This is a genomic window from Bradyrhizobium sp. MOS001 (genome assembly GCF_004634465.1).
Classification (GTDB): Bacteria; Pseudomonadota; Alphaproteobacteria; order Rhizobiales; family Xanthobacteraceae; genus Bradyrhizobium; species Bradyrhizobium barranii.
This window is the reverse complement of sequence record NZ_SPVJ01000027.1, coordinates 1-15,289: the sequence shown is the minus strand read 5'-3', so window position 1 is coordinate 15,289 and position 15,289 is coordinate 1. Positions and strand designations below refer to the sequence as shown.

General features: G+C 64.1%; 16 protein-coding genes. 8 read left to right on the top strand and 8 right to left on the bottom strand.

Going from position 1 to position 15,289, the window contains the following annotated elements; translation table 11 throughout:
• The first annotated feature begins 32 nt into the window (after positions 1-32).
• From CT676_RS27240 to CT676_RS27230, 3 genes are all read left to right on the top strand, one after another.
• Positions 33-716 (top strand): hypothetical protein, encoded by a 684-nt coding sequence (locus tag CT676_RS27240; protein WP_085399483.1) that lies wholly within the window; start codon positions 33-35, stop codon positions 714-716.
• A 360-nt stretch (positions 717-1,076) separates the two neighbouring features.
• The gene (locus CT676_RS27235) at positions 1,077-1,544 is read left to right on the top strand and encodes a hypothetical protein (RefSeq protein ID WP_085399481.1); all 468 of its coding nucleotides are present in this window, start codon (positions 1,077-1,079) and stop codon (positions 1,542-1,544) included.
• A 2-nt stretch (positions 1,545-1,546) separates the two neighbouring features.
• A complete protein-coding gene (locus tag CT676_RS27230; RefSeq protein ID WP_085399480.1) occupies positions 1,547-3,439 on the top strand; it encodes a PQQ-binding-like beta-propeller repeat protein in 1,893 nt (630 codons plus the stop codon).
• A gap of 131 nt (positions 3,440-3,570) precedes the next feature.
• Here CT676_RS27230 and CT676_RS27225 read toward each other — a convergent pair whose 3' ends face one another.
• Positions 3,571-3,795, bottom strand: a complete 225-nt coding sequence (locus CT676_RS27225) for a hypothetical protein (RefSeq protein WP_014491555.1) — start codon at positions 3,793-3,795, stop codon at positions 3,571-3,573.
• 226 nt (positions 3,796-4,021) lie between these two features.
• Here CT676_RS27225 and CT676_RS27220 point away from each other — a divergent pair, with 226 nt between their 5' ends.
• Entirely contained in the window at positions 4,022-4,303 is a 282-nt protein-coding gene (locus CT676_RS27220) for a hypothetical protein (protein WP_085399488.1), read from the top strand.
• A gap of 137 nt (positions 4,304-4,440) precedes the next feature.
• Here CT676_RS27220 and CT676_RS27215 read toward each other — a convergent pair whose 3' ends face one another.
• The 5 genes from CT676_RS27215 to CT676_RS27195 all read right to left on the bottom strand — a co-directional run bounded on the left by CT676_RS27215 (position 4,441) and on the right by CT676_RS27195 (position 10,719).
• Complete coding sequence (locus tag CT676_RS27215; protein ID WP_085399479.1) at positions 4,441-6,378, bottom strand: ATP-binding protein; 1,938 nt, start codon at positions 6,376-6,378, stop codon at positions 4,441-4,443.
• A complete protein-coding gene (locus CT676_RS27210; RefSeq protein ID WP_038933185.1) occupies positions 6,375-7,058 on the bottom strand; it encodes a response regulator transcription factor in 684 nt (227 codons plus the stop codon). Before CT676_RS27210 ends, CT676_RS27215 begins: the two co-directional genes overlap by 4 nt.
• Before the next feature lie 121 nt (positions 7,059-7,179).
• Positions 7,180-9,927, bottom strand: a complete 2,748-nt coding sequence (locus CT676_RS27205) for a DUF2235 domain-containing protein (RefSeq protein WP_135215747.1) — start codon at positions 9,925-9,927, stop codon at positions 7,180-7,182.
• Positions 9,928-10,200: 273 nt separating this feature from the next.
• Complete coding sequence (locus CT676_RS27200; protein ID WP_085399477.1) at positions 10,201-10,452, bottom strand: hypothetical protein; 252 nt, start codon at positions 10,450-10,452, stop codon at positions 10,201-10,203.
• Positions 10,453-10,476: 24 nt separating this feature from the next.
• Positions 10,477-10,719 (bottom strand): hypothetical protein, encoded by a 243-nt coding sequence (locus CT676_RS27195; RefSeq protein WP_063985829.1) that lies wholly within the window; start codon positions 10,717-10,719, stop codon positions 10,477-10,479.
• 297 nt (positions 10,720-11,016) lie between these two features.
• On the opposite strand from CT676_RS27195, the gene CT676_RS27190 reads away from it, so the two are divergent.
• Entirely contained in the window at positions 11,017-11,976 is a 960-nt protein-coding gene (locus CT676_RS27190) for an AraC family transcriptional regulator (protein WP_135215746.1), read from the top strand.
• A gap of 7 nt (positions 11,977-11,983) precedes the next feature.
• On the opposite strand, the gene CT676_RS27185 is transcribed toward CT676_RS27190, so the two are convergent.
• The gene (locus CT676_RS27185) at positions 11,984-12,214 is read right to left on the bottom strand and encodes a hypothetical protein (RefSeq protein WP_063985827.1); all 231 of its coding nucleotides are present in this window, start codon (positions 12,212-12,214) and stop codon (positions 11,984-11,986) included.
• 125 nt (positions 12,215-12,339) lie between these two features.
• Between CT676_RS27185 and CT676_RS27180 the strand changes: the two genes are divergently transcribed.
• Complete coding sequence (locus CT676_RS27180; RefSeq protein ID WP_085399475.1) at positions 12,340-12,801, top strand: DUF6314 family protein; 462 nt, start codon at positions 12,340-12,342, stop codon at positions 12,799-12,801.
• Between the two features lie 35 nt (positions 12,802-12,836).
• Here CT676_RS27180 and CT676_RS27175 read toward each other — a convergent pair whose 3' ends face one another.
• Positions 12,837-13,139: a hypothetical protein gene (locus CT676_RS27175; protein WP_085399474.1), complete on the bottom strand. Its 303-nt coding sequence runs from the start codon at positions 13,137-13,139 to the stop codon at positions 12,837-12,839.
• A gap of 418 nt (positions 13,140-13,557) precedes the next feature.
• Here CT676_RS27175 and CT676_RS27170 point away from each other — a divergent pair, with 418 nt between their 5' ends.
• Both CT676_RS27170 and CT676_RS27165 read left to right on the top strand, forming a co-directional pair.
• Complete coding sequence (locus CT676_RS27170) at positions 13,558-14,394, top strand: DUF6538 domain-containing protein (RefSeq protein ID WP_085399473.1); 837 nt, start codon at positions 13,558-13,560, stop codon at positions 14,392-14,394.
• A gap of 171 nt (positions 14,395-14,565) precedes the next feature.
• Positions 14,566-15,075: a lipocalin-like domain-containing protein gene (locus CT676_RS27165; protein WP_085399472.1), complete on the top strand. Its 510-nt coding sequence runs from the start codon at positions 14,566-14,568 to the stop codon at positions 15,073-15,075.
• The last annotated feature ends 214 nt before the right edge of the window (positions 15,076-15,289 follow it).

Sequence of the window (15,289 nt, the reverse complement as noted above, 5' to 3'; positions counted from 1 at the left end):
AACGTTGCCCGCTCCAAAGAGGGAGTGGACCAATGCGCGCCTCGACAGCTTATTTCGTCGGTGCCGGAACGATCGTCGCGGCCATCGCCATTGGTCTCGGTGGCGGCATCGTCGCCGGCAATATCATGAATCCGGTCGCGCCCAAGCAGGGGCCGGACACGAGCAAGATGGCGCAGCGCGCTGAAGCTGCCAAACCCGCGATGACGGACGCGCCTTCCGAGCGCTTGCAATATCTCACCGGCTCGCAAGCCTTCGGCGCCATGATCGCCGCGCCGGCGCAGGCCGAAGCCAAATCCGAACCCGCAAAGCCCGACACGCAGGCAAGGCAAGCGAACGCCGAGCCGCCAGCGCCGCAGCCTTCCCAGGCGGCCGCGGCCGAGCCGCCCAAGCCGGCACCGGCATTGCCTCCGCAAGTCGCAAAGCCTGCCGAGCAGCAGGCATCGACAGAGCCGCCATCCTCACCCGACAACGCCTATGCCAAGGCCAGAGATTCCGACATGAAGCGCGCCGCGTCCGAACGGCGCCGCATGGAGCGCCGCGAGCGCTGGGCCGAGCGCCGGCACTACGATCCCCGCGAGCCGCGCGGCATGCGCGACCGCACCGATTGGGATGACGTCGCGCGCAACATCCGCGAAGATTCCGATGCGCGCGATGTCGCGAGCCGGCCGCGCAGCGGCTTGCCGCAGATCAGGCTGTTCGGGCCCGACGACGACTAGCGCCCATCCTCGCCGTCGTGCACGCGATCGTGAGCGACGGTTCGTTCTGCGGACGCGCTTGCCTCGAATTTCAACTTCCAGACGATCTCCGTTCAATGCATGATTGGCGTGGCTAGCCAAAGGCCTCGTCATGGGCGTAGCGCTGTTAGCTCGGGGTCGCTTCTTCGCGCCGTACCGCGAAGGCGTCACCGTGCCGACGCCGGTTGATAGAGCCGGCATTGCCTGGCTGCTCCACTTTCTCGCGCGACACGCGCGGAATCGCGGTTTCACCGCGCTGCAATTGCCCTCGAAGGCGGACGACGGGGCGGCCTTCTCGACTGACCTCACTTATCTCGCATTGCAAACCTTTTAGAGGTTTCCATGTCGATACATCTGTTGTGGACGTCCGCGGACAGTCTCATCGTGGCCTTTGCGCTCGCACTCATCGTTCCGCAACCGCATGTGCTGCCGCTCATTCTGATGTTCGGCGCTTGCGATGCGCTGGGTTCCGCGCTCGGCGTCACGATGCCGGTCGCGGGCGGGCTCGCAGCGATCCTGTTGATCGCGTGCGGCGCATCGCTGGTGGTGCGCCACCCCATCGCGCAACGTCTTTTGAATGCGCCGGGGTGGTTCTATGTGCTGCCACCGCTGCTGGCGATCGACAATCTCGTGTCGCGCACGCCTGATGCGCCGGCCGTTGCCGCACTGTCGAGCGCGATGATGGCCGGGCTCGGCTTTGCCTGCGGAGCCGTCGTGTCGCGCGGGTGGCGCGCAGGCTTGCGCGACGTACGACCGCTTGCAGCGGCTTGCCTGATTGCGGCCGGAAGCCTCCTCGCCTACGGAGCCTGAGCATGGTCGCCTCCGTCACGACCCGCAGCTACGACCGTGCCCGTACCGGTACGAACAATTCCGAGACGGTGCTGACGGCGACCGCCGTCCGCAGCAGGGGCATCGTCAAACTCTTCAGCCTTCCGATTCCCGACGATCCCAGGCTCGAGGCGCAGCCGCTGGCGGTCGGCGGCCTGCACACAGCCGACGGCAAGATCCGCGACCTGATCTTCCAGGCCAGCATGGGCAATTGGGTCTATGCATTCGACGCTGTGACCGGCGAGAAGATCTGGGCGACCAACTTGGGGCGTCCCATCGTCGGAACGAGGGCGATCGACGGCCACATGACCAACGTCCATTGGGGCATTCTCTCGACCCCGGTGATCGACGAGGGGGCGGGCATTCTCTATGCCTGCGCCTGGATCAGCGACGACGGCAGCGTCGCCAAGGGGCAGCATTTCCTCGCGGCGCTGCGGATCCGCGACGGCTCGAAGGTGCACGGGCTGCTGAACCTGGAGGGCGCGGTCTACACGCCGCCGAGCGGCCTGCCGGTGCAGAAATTCGTCTCGGCCCAGCGCAAGCAGCGCAGCGCCCTGACGCTGACGCGGAACCACGTGCTGATCCCCTTCGGCACGATCGCCGAGACCTCGAAGACGGCGCGCGGCTGGCTGCTCGCGGTCGACGTCCATGCCTGGCGGCTCGCTGCGTCGTGGTGCTCCACCGTCACCGGCTCCGGCGGCGGGCTGTGGCAGAGCGGGGCCGGCCCGGCCCTCGCTCCCGACGGTTCAATCTACGTCATCACCGGCAACGGAGCGTTCTCGCCGCAGCATGGCGATTTCGGCGAGAGCATCGTGCGGCTCGCCTTGCACACCGGAAGCCATGCGCATTTCGAAGTCATGTCGTGGTGGGCGCCATGGACCGACGCCAACCGGGTCGGCGCGGCTGCGGACGCAGCAACCGCCGACGATGACGACAATGACGAACTGCCGCTGCCGTCGAACGTTTCCCTGCCCTCCGTGATCGCGCATGCAAGGCGTATGGGAATGACGCTGAAGCCTCGGTATGCGCGCGAGATGCCGCATGTCGCGGTCACCTCGGGTCGCAGTGCAACCGATGCGCAGATCGCGCCGGTCGTGGCGCATCACATGGAGGCGATGAACGAGTCGATGTGGGGCGACCAGGATTTCGGTTCCGGCGGTCCGGTCTATGTCGCCTCCGCCCATGCCATTCTGGCCGCGGGCAAGGACGGCATCCTCTACACCGGCAATGCCAATGCGCTCGGCAAGACGCAGCCGGGCGAACTTGCGGCCGGCCATTTCGCGGCGAACTACAACAGGCTTCTCATGCCACCGATCCTGTACACGTATTTCGATCCCGCCGTGCCGCCTGCGCCGGCGTCACCGATGGAGCTGAACGTGTTTCCCGGCGGCGCGACGCGGCATCTGCATGGCACGCCGCTGCTGTTCCAGTCCGCCACCCACGGCACCATGCATTTCGTCGGCGGCGAGAACAGCGCCTTGCGGGCATGGTCGATTGCGGCCGACGGGAGAACGACCTATCTCGCCGGGGGCAACGAGATCGCCTCGCCGCAATCGCCGCGTCCGCCGGGCGGCATGCCCGGCTGGAGCATCACGCTTGCCGCCAACAACGGCACTGATGGCATCATCGTGGCGATGGTGCCCTATCAGGACAGCAACATGATTCTCAGTCCGGGCCGCTTCCTGGTCTACGATGCGCAGAATTTCGCCACCAATCCGGATGGTTCCAAACGGCTCCAGGTGATCTGGGACAGCGAGGACTGGGGCCCGGAGCACGCCTTCATGCATCCCAAGTTCAACCGTCCGATCGTCTGGAAAGGCCGCATCTATCGCCCGACTTATGACGGCCGCATCGACGTCTATGGCCTGACGAATTAGCTGCTGTCCCTCTCCCTTCTTCGCGGGAGAGGGTGGCTCGCGGCAGAGAGTCTCTGCTCTTGGTGCGTCGAGGCAGCTCTCATCCGCCTTGCCATCGGCAAGGCACCTCCCACAGGAGGGAAGGAAGAAGATCACCCGCCGTGCGACTCCACCACCTTGCGGCAGGCGTCCGAGAGCTTTGTCTTGTTCTCGCGCAGGCAGGCATTCATCTGCGGCGGCTTGCCGATATGTTCGGCGCAGAATTTGCCGGCGTCGCCGCGGCAGGCCATCTGCTCCTGCGGCGTCGGACCGGATTGGGCAGCGGCGGGCAGGATGGCCGCAGCGAGCAGCAGCGCGGCAAGAACTGAAGTCTTCATGAAACACCTCTTTGGGATTGTGAAGGGTCCCGCTGGGATCGGGTGAGCCGGACCATCTCGCGGAGGGCCGTTGCCGGTCCATGCCATGTTCATGGCATCGGCTCGCTCGGCGCACCCCCATCTTCATGGCATGTATCCGCGCGCCGTCTTTTGCCATTCAGGCTGCACGTCGGCTGCGAAACCCGGTGATTGCATCGGGGCGCCGAACGGGAAGCAGGAGAGCAAGATGTCGAAAAACGTGGGAGCGCTGAGCGCCGGGCTGACGGTCATGATGCTCGCGGGCGCGGCGATGGTGTCGCTGGGCACGAGCCCGGCGCAGGCGGTGGTCTATTGCAAGACGGTCGGCGTGCCCAAGGGCTGCGTGGTGCGGCCGGCCGGGGCGGTGGTGGTCGCGCCGGCCGCCGCGGTCGCGGTGGCGACGCCCGGAGTCGGCGCGCCCGGCGTCGGCGTTCGTGCGGGAACGCCGATGAATCGCGGAGGCCCGGTCAATCGCGTCGGCGTGCGCTGACGATCTCGTTTGATTGAGTTGATTGCATTGCTTCGGGCGAAAGGATGATCTGCGGACGACCCCCCCGTCCTCCGCATGACGATAATCCGGCCCGTCCCCTCTCTCCGTGCGTCCCACACGTTCGGGGAGGGGGCTTTTCAGCCCGCGGCGGCGGCGTCGCTATCGGGAAAGATTTTCGGCAGTTGCAGCCGCACGCGCGTCCCCGAGGAATCCGAGGCCAGATCCAGCACCGCGCCGCAGCGCGCGGCGCGGCTTCGCATGTTGCGCAGACCCCGCGCGGTCTGGCCCGCACTGCCGGCTTCGCCGTTGCCGGACAGGGCAAAGCCCTTGCCGTCGTCCGCGACGCTGATCATGCCACACGGCCGGTCACCATCTCCTTGGCCATCGTCGAGCGTCTCGATGGTAACAACGATATGGCGCGCCTGCGCGTGCTTGACCGCGTTGGTCACGGCCTCGTCGAGGATGCGCACGATCTGGATGACGTGCCATGGCCGCAGTTCGGGATGGAGCGGCAGGCCCTGCGGCGTCGCCACGTGCCATTCGAGTGCGACGTCGTGTGGCCGCAATTGTGCCGCCGCACGCTCGCGCCAGGAGCCGAGCGCAAGCATCAGGTCGCCGCCGATGTCGTCCATGGAATCGATGACCAGGCGCAGATCCTTCAGCGCGGCGCGCGCAGCGTCCGTGATGGTCGCGCCCTCGTGTCCACGCTCGGAGAGCGCGACGATGCTGACGAGCTGACCGCCGAGGCCGTCATGCAGGTCGCGCATCAAGCGCGTGCGCTCGTTGGCGAGTGCGGCGGCACGGGCGCGCTCTTCTTCGCGGGCGAAGCTTGCCTTCAGCCGCTCCTCCGCCTCGCGCACGCGTGCGATGAGCTGGCCGGCGAAGCTGTCGACCTCGTTGAGCGCGCGGGCGAAGCGCCAGGTCAGTCCGGCGCCTATCGCCACCAGCATCGCGGAATAGGACAGCCGCGTGACGAAGGTGCGATCGTCCGGCACGAACTCGAACGCCGAGAGCATGTCGTGAAACCAGCAGGTCAGCACGATGGTCACGGCGCAGCCGAAGGTAAAGCTCGCCGCGTCCTGCCGCCTGATCACCGCCCACGTCAGGATGACGACCAGCAGCATCAGGCACAGGCCCACGGTCGGCACGCCGAGGAACAGGAAGGTGATGCGCGGGATCGGCTGGCCCGCAAAGAGCCCGACCAGCAGGATGACGAGCCCCGGCGCGAACAACAGCAGCCCGTAGCGCGGCCAGCGCCAGCCGAAGAACAGCACCGCGAACGTCACGACCAGCGCGCTCTCGATCGGCGCGGACGCCAGCAGGATGGCGGCCAGCCGCGGATAAGGCGCGGGCGGCAGCGGCGCCGGCGCGAAGGCCTGCATCGCGCCGACGAGCATTCCTGCCGCCAGCACGCCATAGACCGGCTCGCGGCGTCGCATCAGCCACATGATGGCGAGGATCACCGCCAGCAACGATTGCCAGGCCGAGAACACCACGGGCAGCGTCACGAACAGCAGCGTGCGCGTCTCGTAGGCTCCCCGCAGGCTTTCGTCCGGCCCGACATAGACGGTGTCGAGGAAGCCTCGCAGCGGACCCCACACCAATAGCCGCACGGTGATGGCGTTGCTGCCGTCGCGCAGCAGCGACGACGGGATCACTGTGATCTCCGGCGTGTTGCGGTCGGGCCGGTTGGCGGTGGGATCGCGCCGGGAGTCCAGGATCGCGACGCCGTTGACCGCGACCTCCACGCCATTGCTGAAGCGCGGCAGAAAGACCGACCAGGCCGTGTTTGCCGCATCGGGCTTGAAGACGAACGTGCCCGAATAGAGCGGCGGGTCCTGGAGCGCGTAGCGCGACGACGTGAAATGCGGCAACGTCACCGCCCGGGTCGTGCCGTCCTCCCGCAGCGAAAATTCGCTCACGGCAAAATCGTCGGGGTCGCTGGGCTGGAGCAGCCGCAGCCCCTGGATGGTGACGATCACGATCAGCGCCTGGAGCAGCAGATAGGGCACGAGGCGCGCCGCGATCAGCCGGCGCCGCGGTCGCGCAGGTGCTTTCGCTGCAATCTCGCTCACAGCTTGATCAGGCCCTGCTGCACCGCCTCGAACACCGCTTCGCTGCGCGTGTGCACTTCGAGCTTGCGATAGATGTTCTTGATGTGGCCGGGCACGGTCTGCCTGGACAGGCCGAGATGGCTAGCGATCTCGGCGTAGCTGAAACCCTTTGCGATGCCCCAGAGGATATCGATCTCGCGCGGGGTGAGTCGTGCGGTGTTGAGCACGGGCCCGCGCGGCGGCTCGGCCGAACTCGGCGCGGCGCCTTGCGTTCTGCGCACGATGAAACGGGCGATCGAGGCCGAGATCGGCGAATGGCCGGCGACCAGATCGCGCACGGTGGTGGCGATGTCGGTCGGGAAGGCGTCCTTCAGGAGATAGCCGGTGGCGCCGACGGTGATCGCCGAGATCACGCTCTCCTCGTCGCCGAGCGCCGAGATCACCATGATCTCGGTGTCGGGAAAGCGCTGCCGGGTCTCGCGGATCAGCTCGATGCCATGGCCGTCGGGCAGCCGCAGATCGGTCAGCAGCACGCGCGGTGCGCCGCCGTTCAGGGCCTGGCGCGCCTCGCCGAGCGTTCCTGCGCTGCGCACCTTGTAGCCGGCCTTGACCAGCGCATCCTGGAGCCGCCAGCAGGTCGGCGCGTCGTCCTCGACGAGGAGGATGGTGATGGCCTCACCCGTCTCGCCCTGTTCGCTCATGTTCATCGTCCCGCACCGCGTGTCCCCCGCGGCGCGAGGCCAAGTTTAGCCGCGGCGCGGACGCCGCGACACCCATAATCATGGGGGCGTTGTCACTCTTCCGCTCCGGTGTGGCCGGCGCCTACTGCTTTGCCGCAGCCGATGGCGTCGGCGGCGCGGGCAGACGCTGTACCGTGATCCGCGCCGTGCCGCTGTTGTTCTTGTAGTATTGTTCGTCCGGCCCGAAATAGTCGACGTATTTTGCCGGGGCCAGCCATCGCAGGAAGCCCGGGACGATCTGCACGGCGTCGTTGACGTAGAAGAACAGCTCGCCGGAATCAGGTGCGGTGAATTCGGCCACCATCCGGTCTGCAAGTTTCTGCGTGTCCCAGACCTTGCGTGCCGACTCGTCTGGCGGAAGCGCATCGAATGTGCCCATCTTCGCGATGTCAGCCTTGAGTGTCGTCAGCTTCGCCGCATCGTCCGTGCTCGATTCCTCAGCGTTTTCGATGCGGACGGGATATCTGTTTTTTGGCTCATCCTGAGCATTTTCCTCGGGAAGGGTCGGGTCAATGCGGCGCGGCAGTTCATCTGCCGACATCACGTTCATGGCCTGCAGCGGCTGATCGTTCAGGCCCTTCTCGCCGACGCGTACGACCGGCTGGAACCAGTCCGCGCCGAACAGTCGCCGGGTCGGGAGAGCGAGGTAATGGTGGTTTTCGTAGGTCTGGAATCCGGTGACGCCGGTCATGATCGTGCGGTCGAACCAGCGTTGGTCGATATCGATCCAGACCCGGTATTTGCGGCCCTTCTCCACGGCGAGCCTGCTTGCCCAACAGAACTGGTTGACGTTGAAAAGCTCGACCGCAGGAAGCGCGTTGTCGCCCACCGGCTTGGCAGGCGGAATGTCTACCGCGACGTTCGCTCCCTTTCTCTTCGCCTCTGCGGCTTTTGTTTCCGGGGTTTCACAAACCTGTCCGGTCGCGACGCGCCAGGTGAAGAAGCTGCTCGAGGCGATCAGCAAGGCCGCGGCGTAGATGACGACGATGGAGACGATGGGAAAGATGATCTTGGTGAACGGAAAGCTCATCCACCGCGCATTTCGCTGCATCAAACCGCCAAACCTGAACAACAAACTCATCCGGCTGAGGTTTTTTGCGCTCGCCTTCCGTTCCGGCCGGTACCAGGCGAGTCGCGCCCGCTCCTGGATGCCATCACGCAGCGAGGCGTTGATGCTCCAGACCCACCACGTGACCAGCACGACGAGTGCGGTCGCGACAGGATAATAGAGTGCGATATTGAGCCATGGCCCCGCATAGGAGGGCAACACGTTCTTGAGCAGGTTCGCGACGGAGCCGAGTATGGCGCTGAAACCCCAGTCGATGTTGCTGACAAAATCGCGCAGGCTCTTGCCGGATGTATCTATGATCTTGCGGGCGATCCACGGCCAGGCGGCGATGATGCCCGTCATGATCAGGAGCGAGAAATAGGCCACGCGTCGCCACCACACGGCGCCGCGCGCCAGATTCGCCATGTCCGCGTCTGGCGCTTTCATTCCAGTGAAGGCGTCGGATTCCTCCTTGCTTATCGGGCGCCTCGCTTTCTTCGCGTAGGCGTCATGCATGGCTTGGTGCGCGCCGTCATTGGTGAGCTCCCTGATGCTTCCGTCGGGCATCAGCACCCGCGCGTTCGCCGGCAGCATGATCGGCGCATAATCGTCGCATCCGAACAGCATTCGTTCGACCACGGCGAAGTGAACGACCGGTTTGCCGCCGTTCACATCGCCTTCGAGGATCGGCCGCGGACCGTAGCGGTAAAGCACGGCGGCGCCGCTGCGTGAATCGTGCTTTGGCCCGATCGCCGATTGATACTCGCGGAAGCGCTCGATCGTGCCGTTCTGGAAGCGCAATTGGCCACCGAGCTGCTCGGTCATCCAGACCAGCGGAACGAAGGAGAGGGTGGATTCCGGGTAACCGCCGCCAATGTCGGAATGGACGCCCGCGAACCACACCTCCTTGACAGTCTGGTCATTCGCTAGACGGCTCTGGTCGATCCGCAGCGGATGAAAGGTGGTGCGCTCGTCGTCGAGCGCGAGCGCGTGACAGATGTGCTTCGCCTTGCGCGAGGGCCGGTGATTGCGGAACGAAATCGGCCAAATTGCCCAGTCGATCGCGACGCGCAGCTCCTCGATCGGTACGCCGAAAGCCTCGACGGTGTCGAACAGCCCGAGGAATTCGATCTTGACGTTCTTGCGGCCGGCCATGGCCTTGCGGACCGTGCAATAGGAGCGGTGCCCGCAGACGAAATGGTAGATGATGAGCAGCAGGTCGCGAATCCAGCGCGTAATCCAGATCGTCGGCAGGCTGCGATAGCCCACCGATTCCTTGCGGTATTCCCGCCATGCGGACATGGCGTTGCGCTCCATCTCGGCATGCGAGACCGGCTCGCCCTTGATTTCCGCCGGCACTAACCCCTGACTCGCGATCAGCGCCGCCAGCGTGCGCGCAGTGAAGGCGCCGCGGCTGAAGCCGAAGATGTAGATCTCGTCGCCCTCGCGCCAGTTCCAGCACAGGAAGCGGTAGAGCTTGCGGACGTTGGAGGGAACGCCGATGCCGGTGGCGCCGTCGATGGCTGCGAGCGGCGCCCAGCCGGCGGTGCCGACACCCTTGATGTAGTGGGCGATCTGGTCCGGCTGGGTGTGGTCGAGCGCTTCATAGAGCCGCCAGACGCTGGATTCCTGGGCGGTGAACGCGTTGCCCGTGCCGTCGGCGAACAGCACCAGCTTGCGCTTCGACAGGGTGGTGGCGGTCGTCCCGCCGGCGCTTGCATCGTCATGCGTGTGCTTGGGTCTGGCAGAATCACCATTCTGCGCGCCATCATGCTGGGTCATGGGGCCCCTCTGGCAATCGACGGTGAAGCACTTCGGGCTGGAGCCGTTCAGCACTCCACGATTTCAATCAATGGTTGTGTTATGAAAAACAGGTGCATTCTGTGCATAGTCCCGTTGAGGTAGCAAGCGGGATCGCGCCGCCGCCCTGCCGCGGTCGGACGCCGCGGCATGACGGTTACGAAAACGTTTGGTCTTGCTGGTGCCGGTGGCGAGAGGCGTGATGTCGGCGGACGCCTCTCCCCTGCGAGCGGGGAGAGGCGGAGTGTTCAGCTCCTACCTGCCATTGCCGCGGCAAGCGCCGCCGGGGCCGATATGGTAGCCGCGCGGGCAGGCATGCGCGGCGGGGTTGGCGTAGTTCCTGAGGCAGCCGCCATAGGGGCCGCGGTGCCAGCCGGGGCCGCAGCCGCCGGCGACCGCGATGACGTCGCCGTTCGCGCCTGCGTTGAGCAGGGTGAGCGGCATGGCCTGGGCAACGCCCGTGATCACGCCGAGCGTGAGAGCCGTGGCAAACAGGGTGCGTATCATGTCTTCCTCCCGAATGCCCTTGCTTCAATGGCCGGCGGCGAACGCGATGCCGGCGCGTACTTCGGCGATCGCCTGGTCGATCATCCCGATCGCCTTCTCGCGATGACCGCCCTTGTTCGGCTCTGCCTTGCCGAGCTCGGCGCGGGCCGATTGCAGGATCGCGATGGCTTCGTCCATGTGCGGCTGCGCGCCAAGCGCGTAACCGATGCAGAGGCTGGTCGCGATGGCGCCGCCGAGCACGAGGCTGCGGGGTAGAGAGGTTCGCATGTCGTTGTCTCCTCCAGCGGGCGTCAGGCTGGGGCCGCCCGTTTGCCCGGATGCAGTCCTTGTGTGGCGTGCCGCATCCGCTGCCTGAATAGGGCCCGCTTGTGTGGGGCGTCTTGGACTGTCCGGCGCCAGCGCCGTCGCAGCTTGGACTGACCGGCGCGGCTTGATTCACGTTGGCGTGCTGATAGCTTGCGGTATGCTGGTCTTCTGCGGGCGTCTGTTTGGCGTGCGAGGTTCGGCGAGCGCCAAGCCTTTTTTTAAGAACTTAGAAAAGCCATTCTCGAAAAGTCGTTCTCGATGTCCGTCATCAGGAAGTCGCTCTCGACCGAGATGCTGCCACAGGACTTGTCCGACCGGCAGCGCTTCATCCGCTTCGCGGAGCTGTTCGAGCATTTCTCCAACACCGGCGAGCTCGATCCGGCGTCCGACGTGCCGTTTCGCGCCACGATGAACTCGATCCATATCGGCACCACCATGCTCGGCCGTTGCGACGGCAGCTTCGTCACGGTCCGGCGCGAGAAGCGCCAGGTGATCGAGACCGGCGACGACCGCTTTTGCCTCGCGCGCAACACCGGAGATCTTCCGTCTCAGGTGATCCATCGTGGCCGCGAATTCACCATGCGGCCGGGAGCGATGGTGCTGCTCAAGCTGGACGAGCCGTTCTTCGCGGCCGACGGCGCGAGCCAAAAGCGTTTCACCAACGTGCATCTGCCGGTCGATACGCTGCGCGCGATGGTCGCCGACATCGACGATCTCGTCGGCTGCGAGCTCGAGCCCGGCGGCGCGCTGTTGCTGGCGATGGATTACAGCGATCTCCTCCTCCGCAATCCCACGGCCGCCGACGAGGCCGGCATGGCGATCGCCGGCCATCTGCTCGACCTTGCCGCGATCGGTCTCGGTGCCCGCAGCGATATCGCCACTGCCGCGCGACGCGGGGGCCTGCGCGCCGTGCGGCTCAAGGCCGTGCTGTCGATTCTTGAGGCGCGCTTCCACGAGCCGGGTTTTTCCGCCCAGAAGCTTGCCGCCGCCGGCGGCCTTTCCGAGCGCTACGTCAACGAGCTGCTGTTCGAGGCCGGCGCCAGCTTCACCACCCGCCTCACTGAGCTGCGTCTGCGCAAGGCCGCCGACCTCCTGGCACATCGCGAGGGCCGCATCAGCGACATCGCCTTTGCCTGCGGCTTCAACGATCTCTCTTATTTCAACCGCTGCTTCCGCAGGCGGTTTGGGTTGACGCCGACCGCGGCGAGGGGGAAGTGAGAGAGCGCTAGGTCTCCACCCTCGGTGGCGGATAGCGGCGCGCCAGCGCTGACAGCGGCAGGTGCCGTTCGCCTTCCGGCAGCTCGAGAAAGGCCAGCACTTGCGGCCGCTTCCAGTCACCGATGCCGAAATCCATCGCCATCCATTTCTGCGGCTCGGGGCCTTCGAGGCCCCGGACCCAGACGAAATAGCGGGGGAGGTCGTCGGCGTCCGCTTCCGTCGTGCGTCTCCTGGCCATCGAAGCTGCTCACTGCATCACCATTTCGTTGCGATAGGATATAGGTATCGGCTCGCTGAAGTCGAACTCCCGGCTGCGGGTCCTGAGAGGCTGGGCCGGCTGGTTAATTGCGCAGGTCTGAAGATATGAATGAAGTGATGATCGACGGCTGGGGTGACGCCTCGGACGTCACGAAAAGGCTGATCGGCTCGTGGTCCTTCAACCGTGTCATCGAAGGCCAGGCTACGATGCAGGGTATCGCGATCTTCACGCCACTGGACGGGGGGCGGTTGGCCTATCGCGAGCAGGGACATCTGAAGCTCGCGAACGGCGCCATTGTGCAGGCCGAACGCGAATACGTCTTCAGCAACAGCGAGGGCGGATTCAAGGTCTTCTTCAGGGAAGATCCGCCGCGGCTGTTTCACGAGATTTCATTGTCCGCATCTTCCGGGGGAGAGCTGAGCGGACGTGCGCGCCATCTTTGCAAGCACGACGACTATCAGTCGGCCTACATGTTTCGGCCGGATGGAACGTTCGTCGTCCGTCATGTCGTATCGGGTCCACGCAAGGACTACACGATGAACACGACCTACACGCGTCTCGCGTGATCAAGCCGGGGCGATGGCGACGGCCGTGCCGCCTCTCACCGCCAGAGCTCACTCTCCGCCACGCGGTTGATGTCGGCGAGCCGGCGGTCGGCGTCGCCGTGAATATCGATGCTCTCGACCAGCGTTAGCAGACGCTGATATGCGCCATCGGCGATTTCGACCGGCAGCGGCTCCTCGTCAAAGGCCTCGACATAGCTGCCGACGAGGCCGCTCAACAGGCGGCAAAGACCGCGCTGGGCGGGATCGTCCCGGCCGAGCGTCTCGAGCTTTTGCTGAAATGTCCGGAAGGTGCGCAGGCCGTGGTGCTGCTGCGAAAGCCACGTATGCAGGTCGTTCATGTGAGCTCCTTCGAGTTACAGAAGAAGCTACCGGTTTATACAGGTAGGATGTGACGATTGGAAGGGGAGGGAAATACCGGACTCGTTGATCTAGTCCGCCTTCGCCAAGGCTTCGGCGGGACAGCCTTCCCTGCTTCGCATGGATAGACCTCCGCCCGGCTCGCCCAGCCGTAGCTGCGAAGCAGCGAAGGCTGGTGCCCTGGCCGGCGTCGAATTTAAAAGGCAACTAATTGATAATACGTGATTTCTTTATGGTTGTTCGGCGCGACTACCAACGACGCTACCAACACTAACGTTTCTTTCGGGGGGCGAATCCCTCCCTCTCCGCCACCACATCGAAAACAGCCTAGAAATCAGCCGACCTTTTGATTCCAATAGGTTTTCCGGTCCGCCGTTGGTACACAACGCTGGTACACACATGGGCGCACTAGGCACACCACGACGACATCCCGAAAGCGGCATTTTCTGGCTCTGGAAACGCGTTCCAGATCGGCTTCAGAAGCTGGTCGGAAAGCGCGAGATCAAGATCTCATTGAGAACTCGAGACCCTGGGATTGCTCGGATTCGGTATCTGGAGGCTGCGCTGAAGATTGAGCTCAGTTGGGAGCGGGACGCCACGCCGATTGTCGGTGCATGGTCAACCCAAACACCTCCGATCGGGTCGTTGGGAATCGCAGCGAAGCCGGCGGTCGAAATCCAACCTGAGCAGGCTGACGTCTCCGAGCTTGCCGCATCTCGACCACAACTGACGCTCCGATCGGTTTTCAAGTCGTATGCCAACGAAGCTCAACTCGCGCCATCGACGTTGAAACGCTGGGAGCCTGTCATAGAGCGCCTGATCGACCATCTTGGCCACGATCAAGCCGACCGCATTTCACGTTCAAATATTGTGGCTTGGAAAAAGAAGCTCTTGGAAATGGGGATGTCCAACATCACTGTCCGAGACGTCTATCTTGCAGCAGCAAAGGCGACACTGCAGTTCGCGGTCGACCAAGAGATGCTTTTGGAGAACCCCGCAGCGGGTATCCGAGTCCGTGTCAAAGACTCTCTGCATGAGCGAGATAAGGGATTCAGCGGCGAAGAGGCACGTACGATCTTGGCTGCAACTGTTCGGCCGCCTTCAAACAAAATCAGCATTGAGATGGCGGCTGCACGCAGATGGGTGCCTTGGATCTGCGCGTATAACCATCGCGGGTGCGTTTTCGACTCGCTCGACGGCTTCCGCGGGGATCGCCGACATGATCGTCGGCCGTAGCGTTTTGGCCGATTGCTCAATCCCGTACTGGCCGTTGGTGCGGTATTGTGGGATGAATTGCCCCACTGACCTACGAGTGCCCCATGCAATGATTTCGAGGCTCTGACTAAGCTGGGCGGCCAGCCCAGAACCCGTCATAGATGGAACGTTCCTGAAAACCGGAGGAGCACCATGAAAACACTATTGTCAATTCCGATAGCCGCAGCTCTTGCATGCACCACGTTATCCGCGGAAGCCGCAGAGCCGCTCAAACAGCAGCTTGTAGGCACTTGGAGCGTCATTTCATTTGTAAACGTGAATGAAAGGACCGGGAAAACAACCGAAGTATTTGGTTCCGATCCGAAAGGATATTTCATGTTTGATGCAGCAGATCACTTCTCAATCAATCTCATGCGTCCGAGACGAGGAAAATTTGCCCGCCGCGACTTTCCGACTGCCGGGCAAAGCAAAGCTGCTCTGGAGGGGATAATCGTGATGTTTGGTGACTACAAAGTCAATGAATCTGAACATTCACTGTCCTTACATATTATCGGCGGCAGCTTTCCCGCCTGGGACAATACGAATCAGAAGCGCTTCATCGCGATCAACGGCGATGAGCTCACGTATAAGAATCCTACACCGGCATCCGGTGGGGGTACTGCTGTGGTGACTCTGAAACGCGCAACAAGCGCAGCCGAGTGATCTTTTGGTCAATCCGTCGCCACGGGCGCTGGGTTCAGAACTCGGCCCCCCGACCGGCAAGCCAAGCCTCGGTACCCCGAAGTGATCGAGTGAGTGGGCCACGATGTCCGAATTGGGTCTTGGGTGTGTGCAAACGGATAGGTCGGCACGCGGCCGTGGTCGCCAATCGTTGCAGGCGGCCGATGTCTCGCGTCGGAGCGTCCAATGACTGGCC

Bases quoted from the DNA above. Each gene is read 5' to 3' on its own strand.
- CT676_RS27210 (WP_038933185.1), bottom strand. From the start codon at position 7,058: ATGAGCGAACAGGGCGAGACGGGTGAGGCCATCACCATCCTCCTCGTC.
- CT676_RS27185 (WP_063985827.1), bottom strand. From the start codon at position 12,214: ATGGCCAGGAGACGCACGACGGAAGCGGACGCCGACGACCTCCCCCGC.
- CT676_RS27170 (WP_085399473.1), top strand. From the start codon at position 13,558: ATGGGCGCACTAGGCACACCACGACGACATCCCGAAAGCGGCATTTTC.
- CT676_RS27195 (WP_063985829.1), bottom strand. From the start codon at position 10,719: ATGCGAACCTCTCTACCCCGCAGCCTCGTGCTCGGCGGCGCCATCGCG.
- CT676_RS27230 (WP_085399480.1), top strand. From the start codon at position 1,547: ATGGTCGCCTCCGTCACGACCCGCAGCTACGACCGTGCCCGTACCGGT.
- CT676_RS27180 (WP_085399475.1), top strand. From the start codon at position 12,340: ATGAATGAAGTGATGATCGACGGCTGGGGTGACGCCTCGGACGTCACG.
- CT676_RS27235 (WP_085399481.1), top strand. From the start codon at position 1,077: ATGTCGATACATCTGTTGTGGACGTCCGCGGACAGTCTCATCGTGGCC.
- CT676_RS27225 (WP_014491555.1), bottom strand. From the start codon at position 3,795: ATGAAGACTTCAGTTCTTGCCGCGCTGCTGCTCGCTGCGGCCATCCTG.
- CT676_RS27165 (WP_085399472.1), top strand. From the start codon at position 14,566: ATGAAAACACTATTGTCAATTCCGATAGCCGCAGCTCTTGCATGCACC.
- CT676_RS27220 (WP_085399488.1), top strand. From the start codon at position 4,022: ATGTCGAAAAACGTGGGAGCGCTGAGCGCCGGGCTGACGGTCATGATG.
- CT676_RS27175 (WP_085399474.1), bottom strand. From the start codon at position 13,139: ATGAACGACCTGCATACGTGGCTTTCGCAGCAGCACCACGGCCTGCGC.
- CT676_RS27200 (WP_085399477.1), bottom strand. From the start codon at position 10,452: ATGATACGCACCCTGTTTGCCACGGCTCTCACGCTCGGCGTGATCACG.
- CT676_RS27190 (WP_135215746.1), top strand. From the start codon at position 11,017: ATGTCCGTCATCAGGAAGTCGCTCTCGACCGAGATGCTGCCACAGGAC.
- CT676_RS27240 (WP_085399483.1), top strand. From the start codon at position 33: ATGCGCGCCTCGACAGCTTATTTCGTCGGTGCCGGAACGATCGTCGCG.
- CT676_RS27205 (WP_135215747.1), bottom strand. From the start codon at position 9,927: ATGACCCAGCATGATGGCGCGCAGAATGGTGATTCTGCCAGACCCAAG.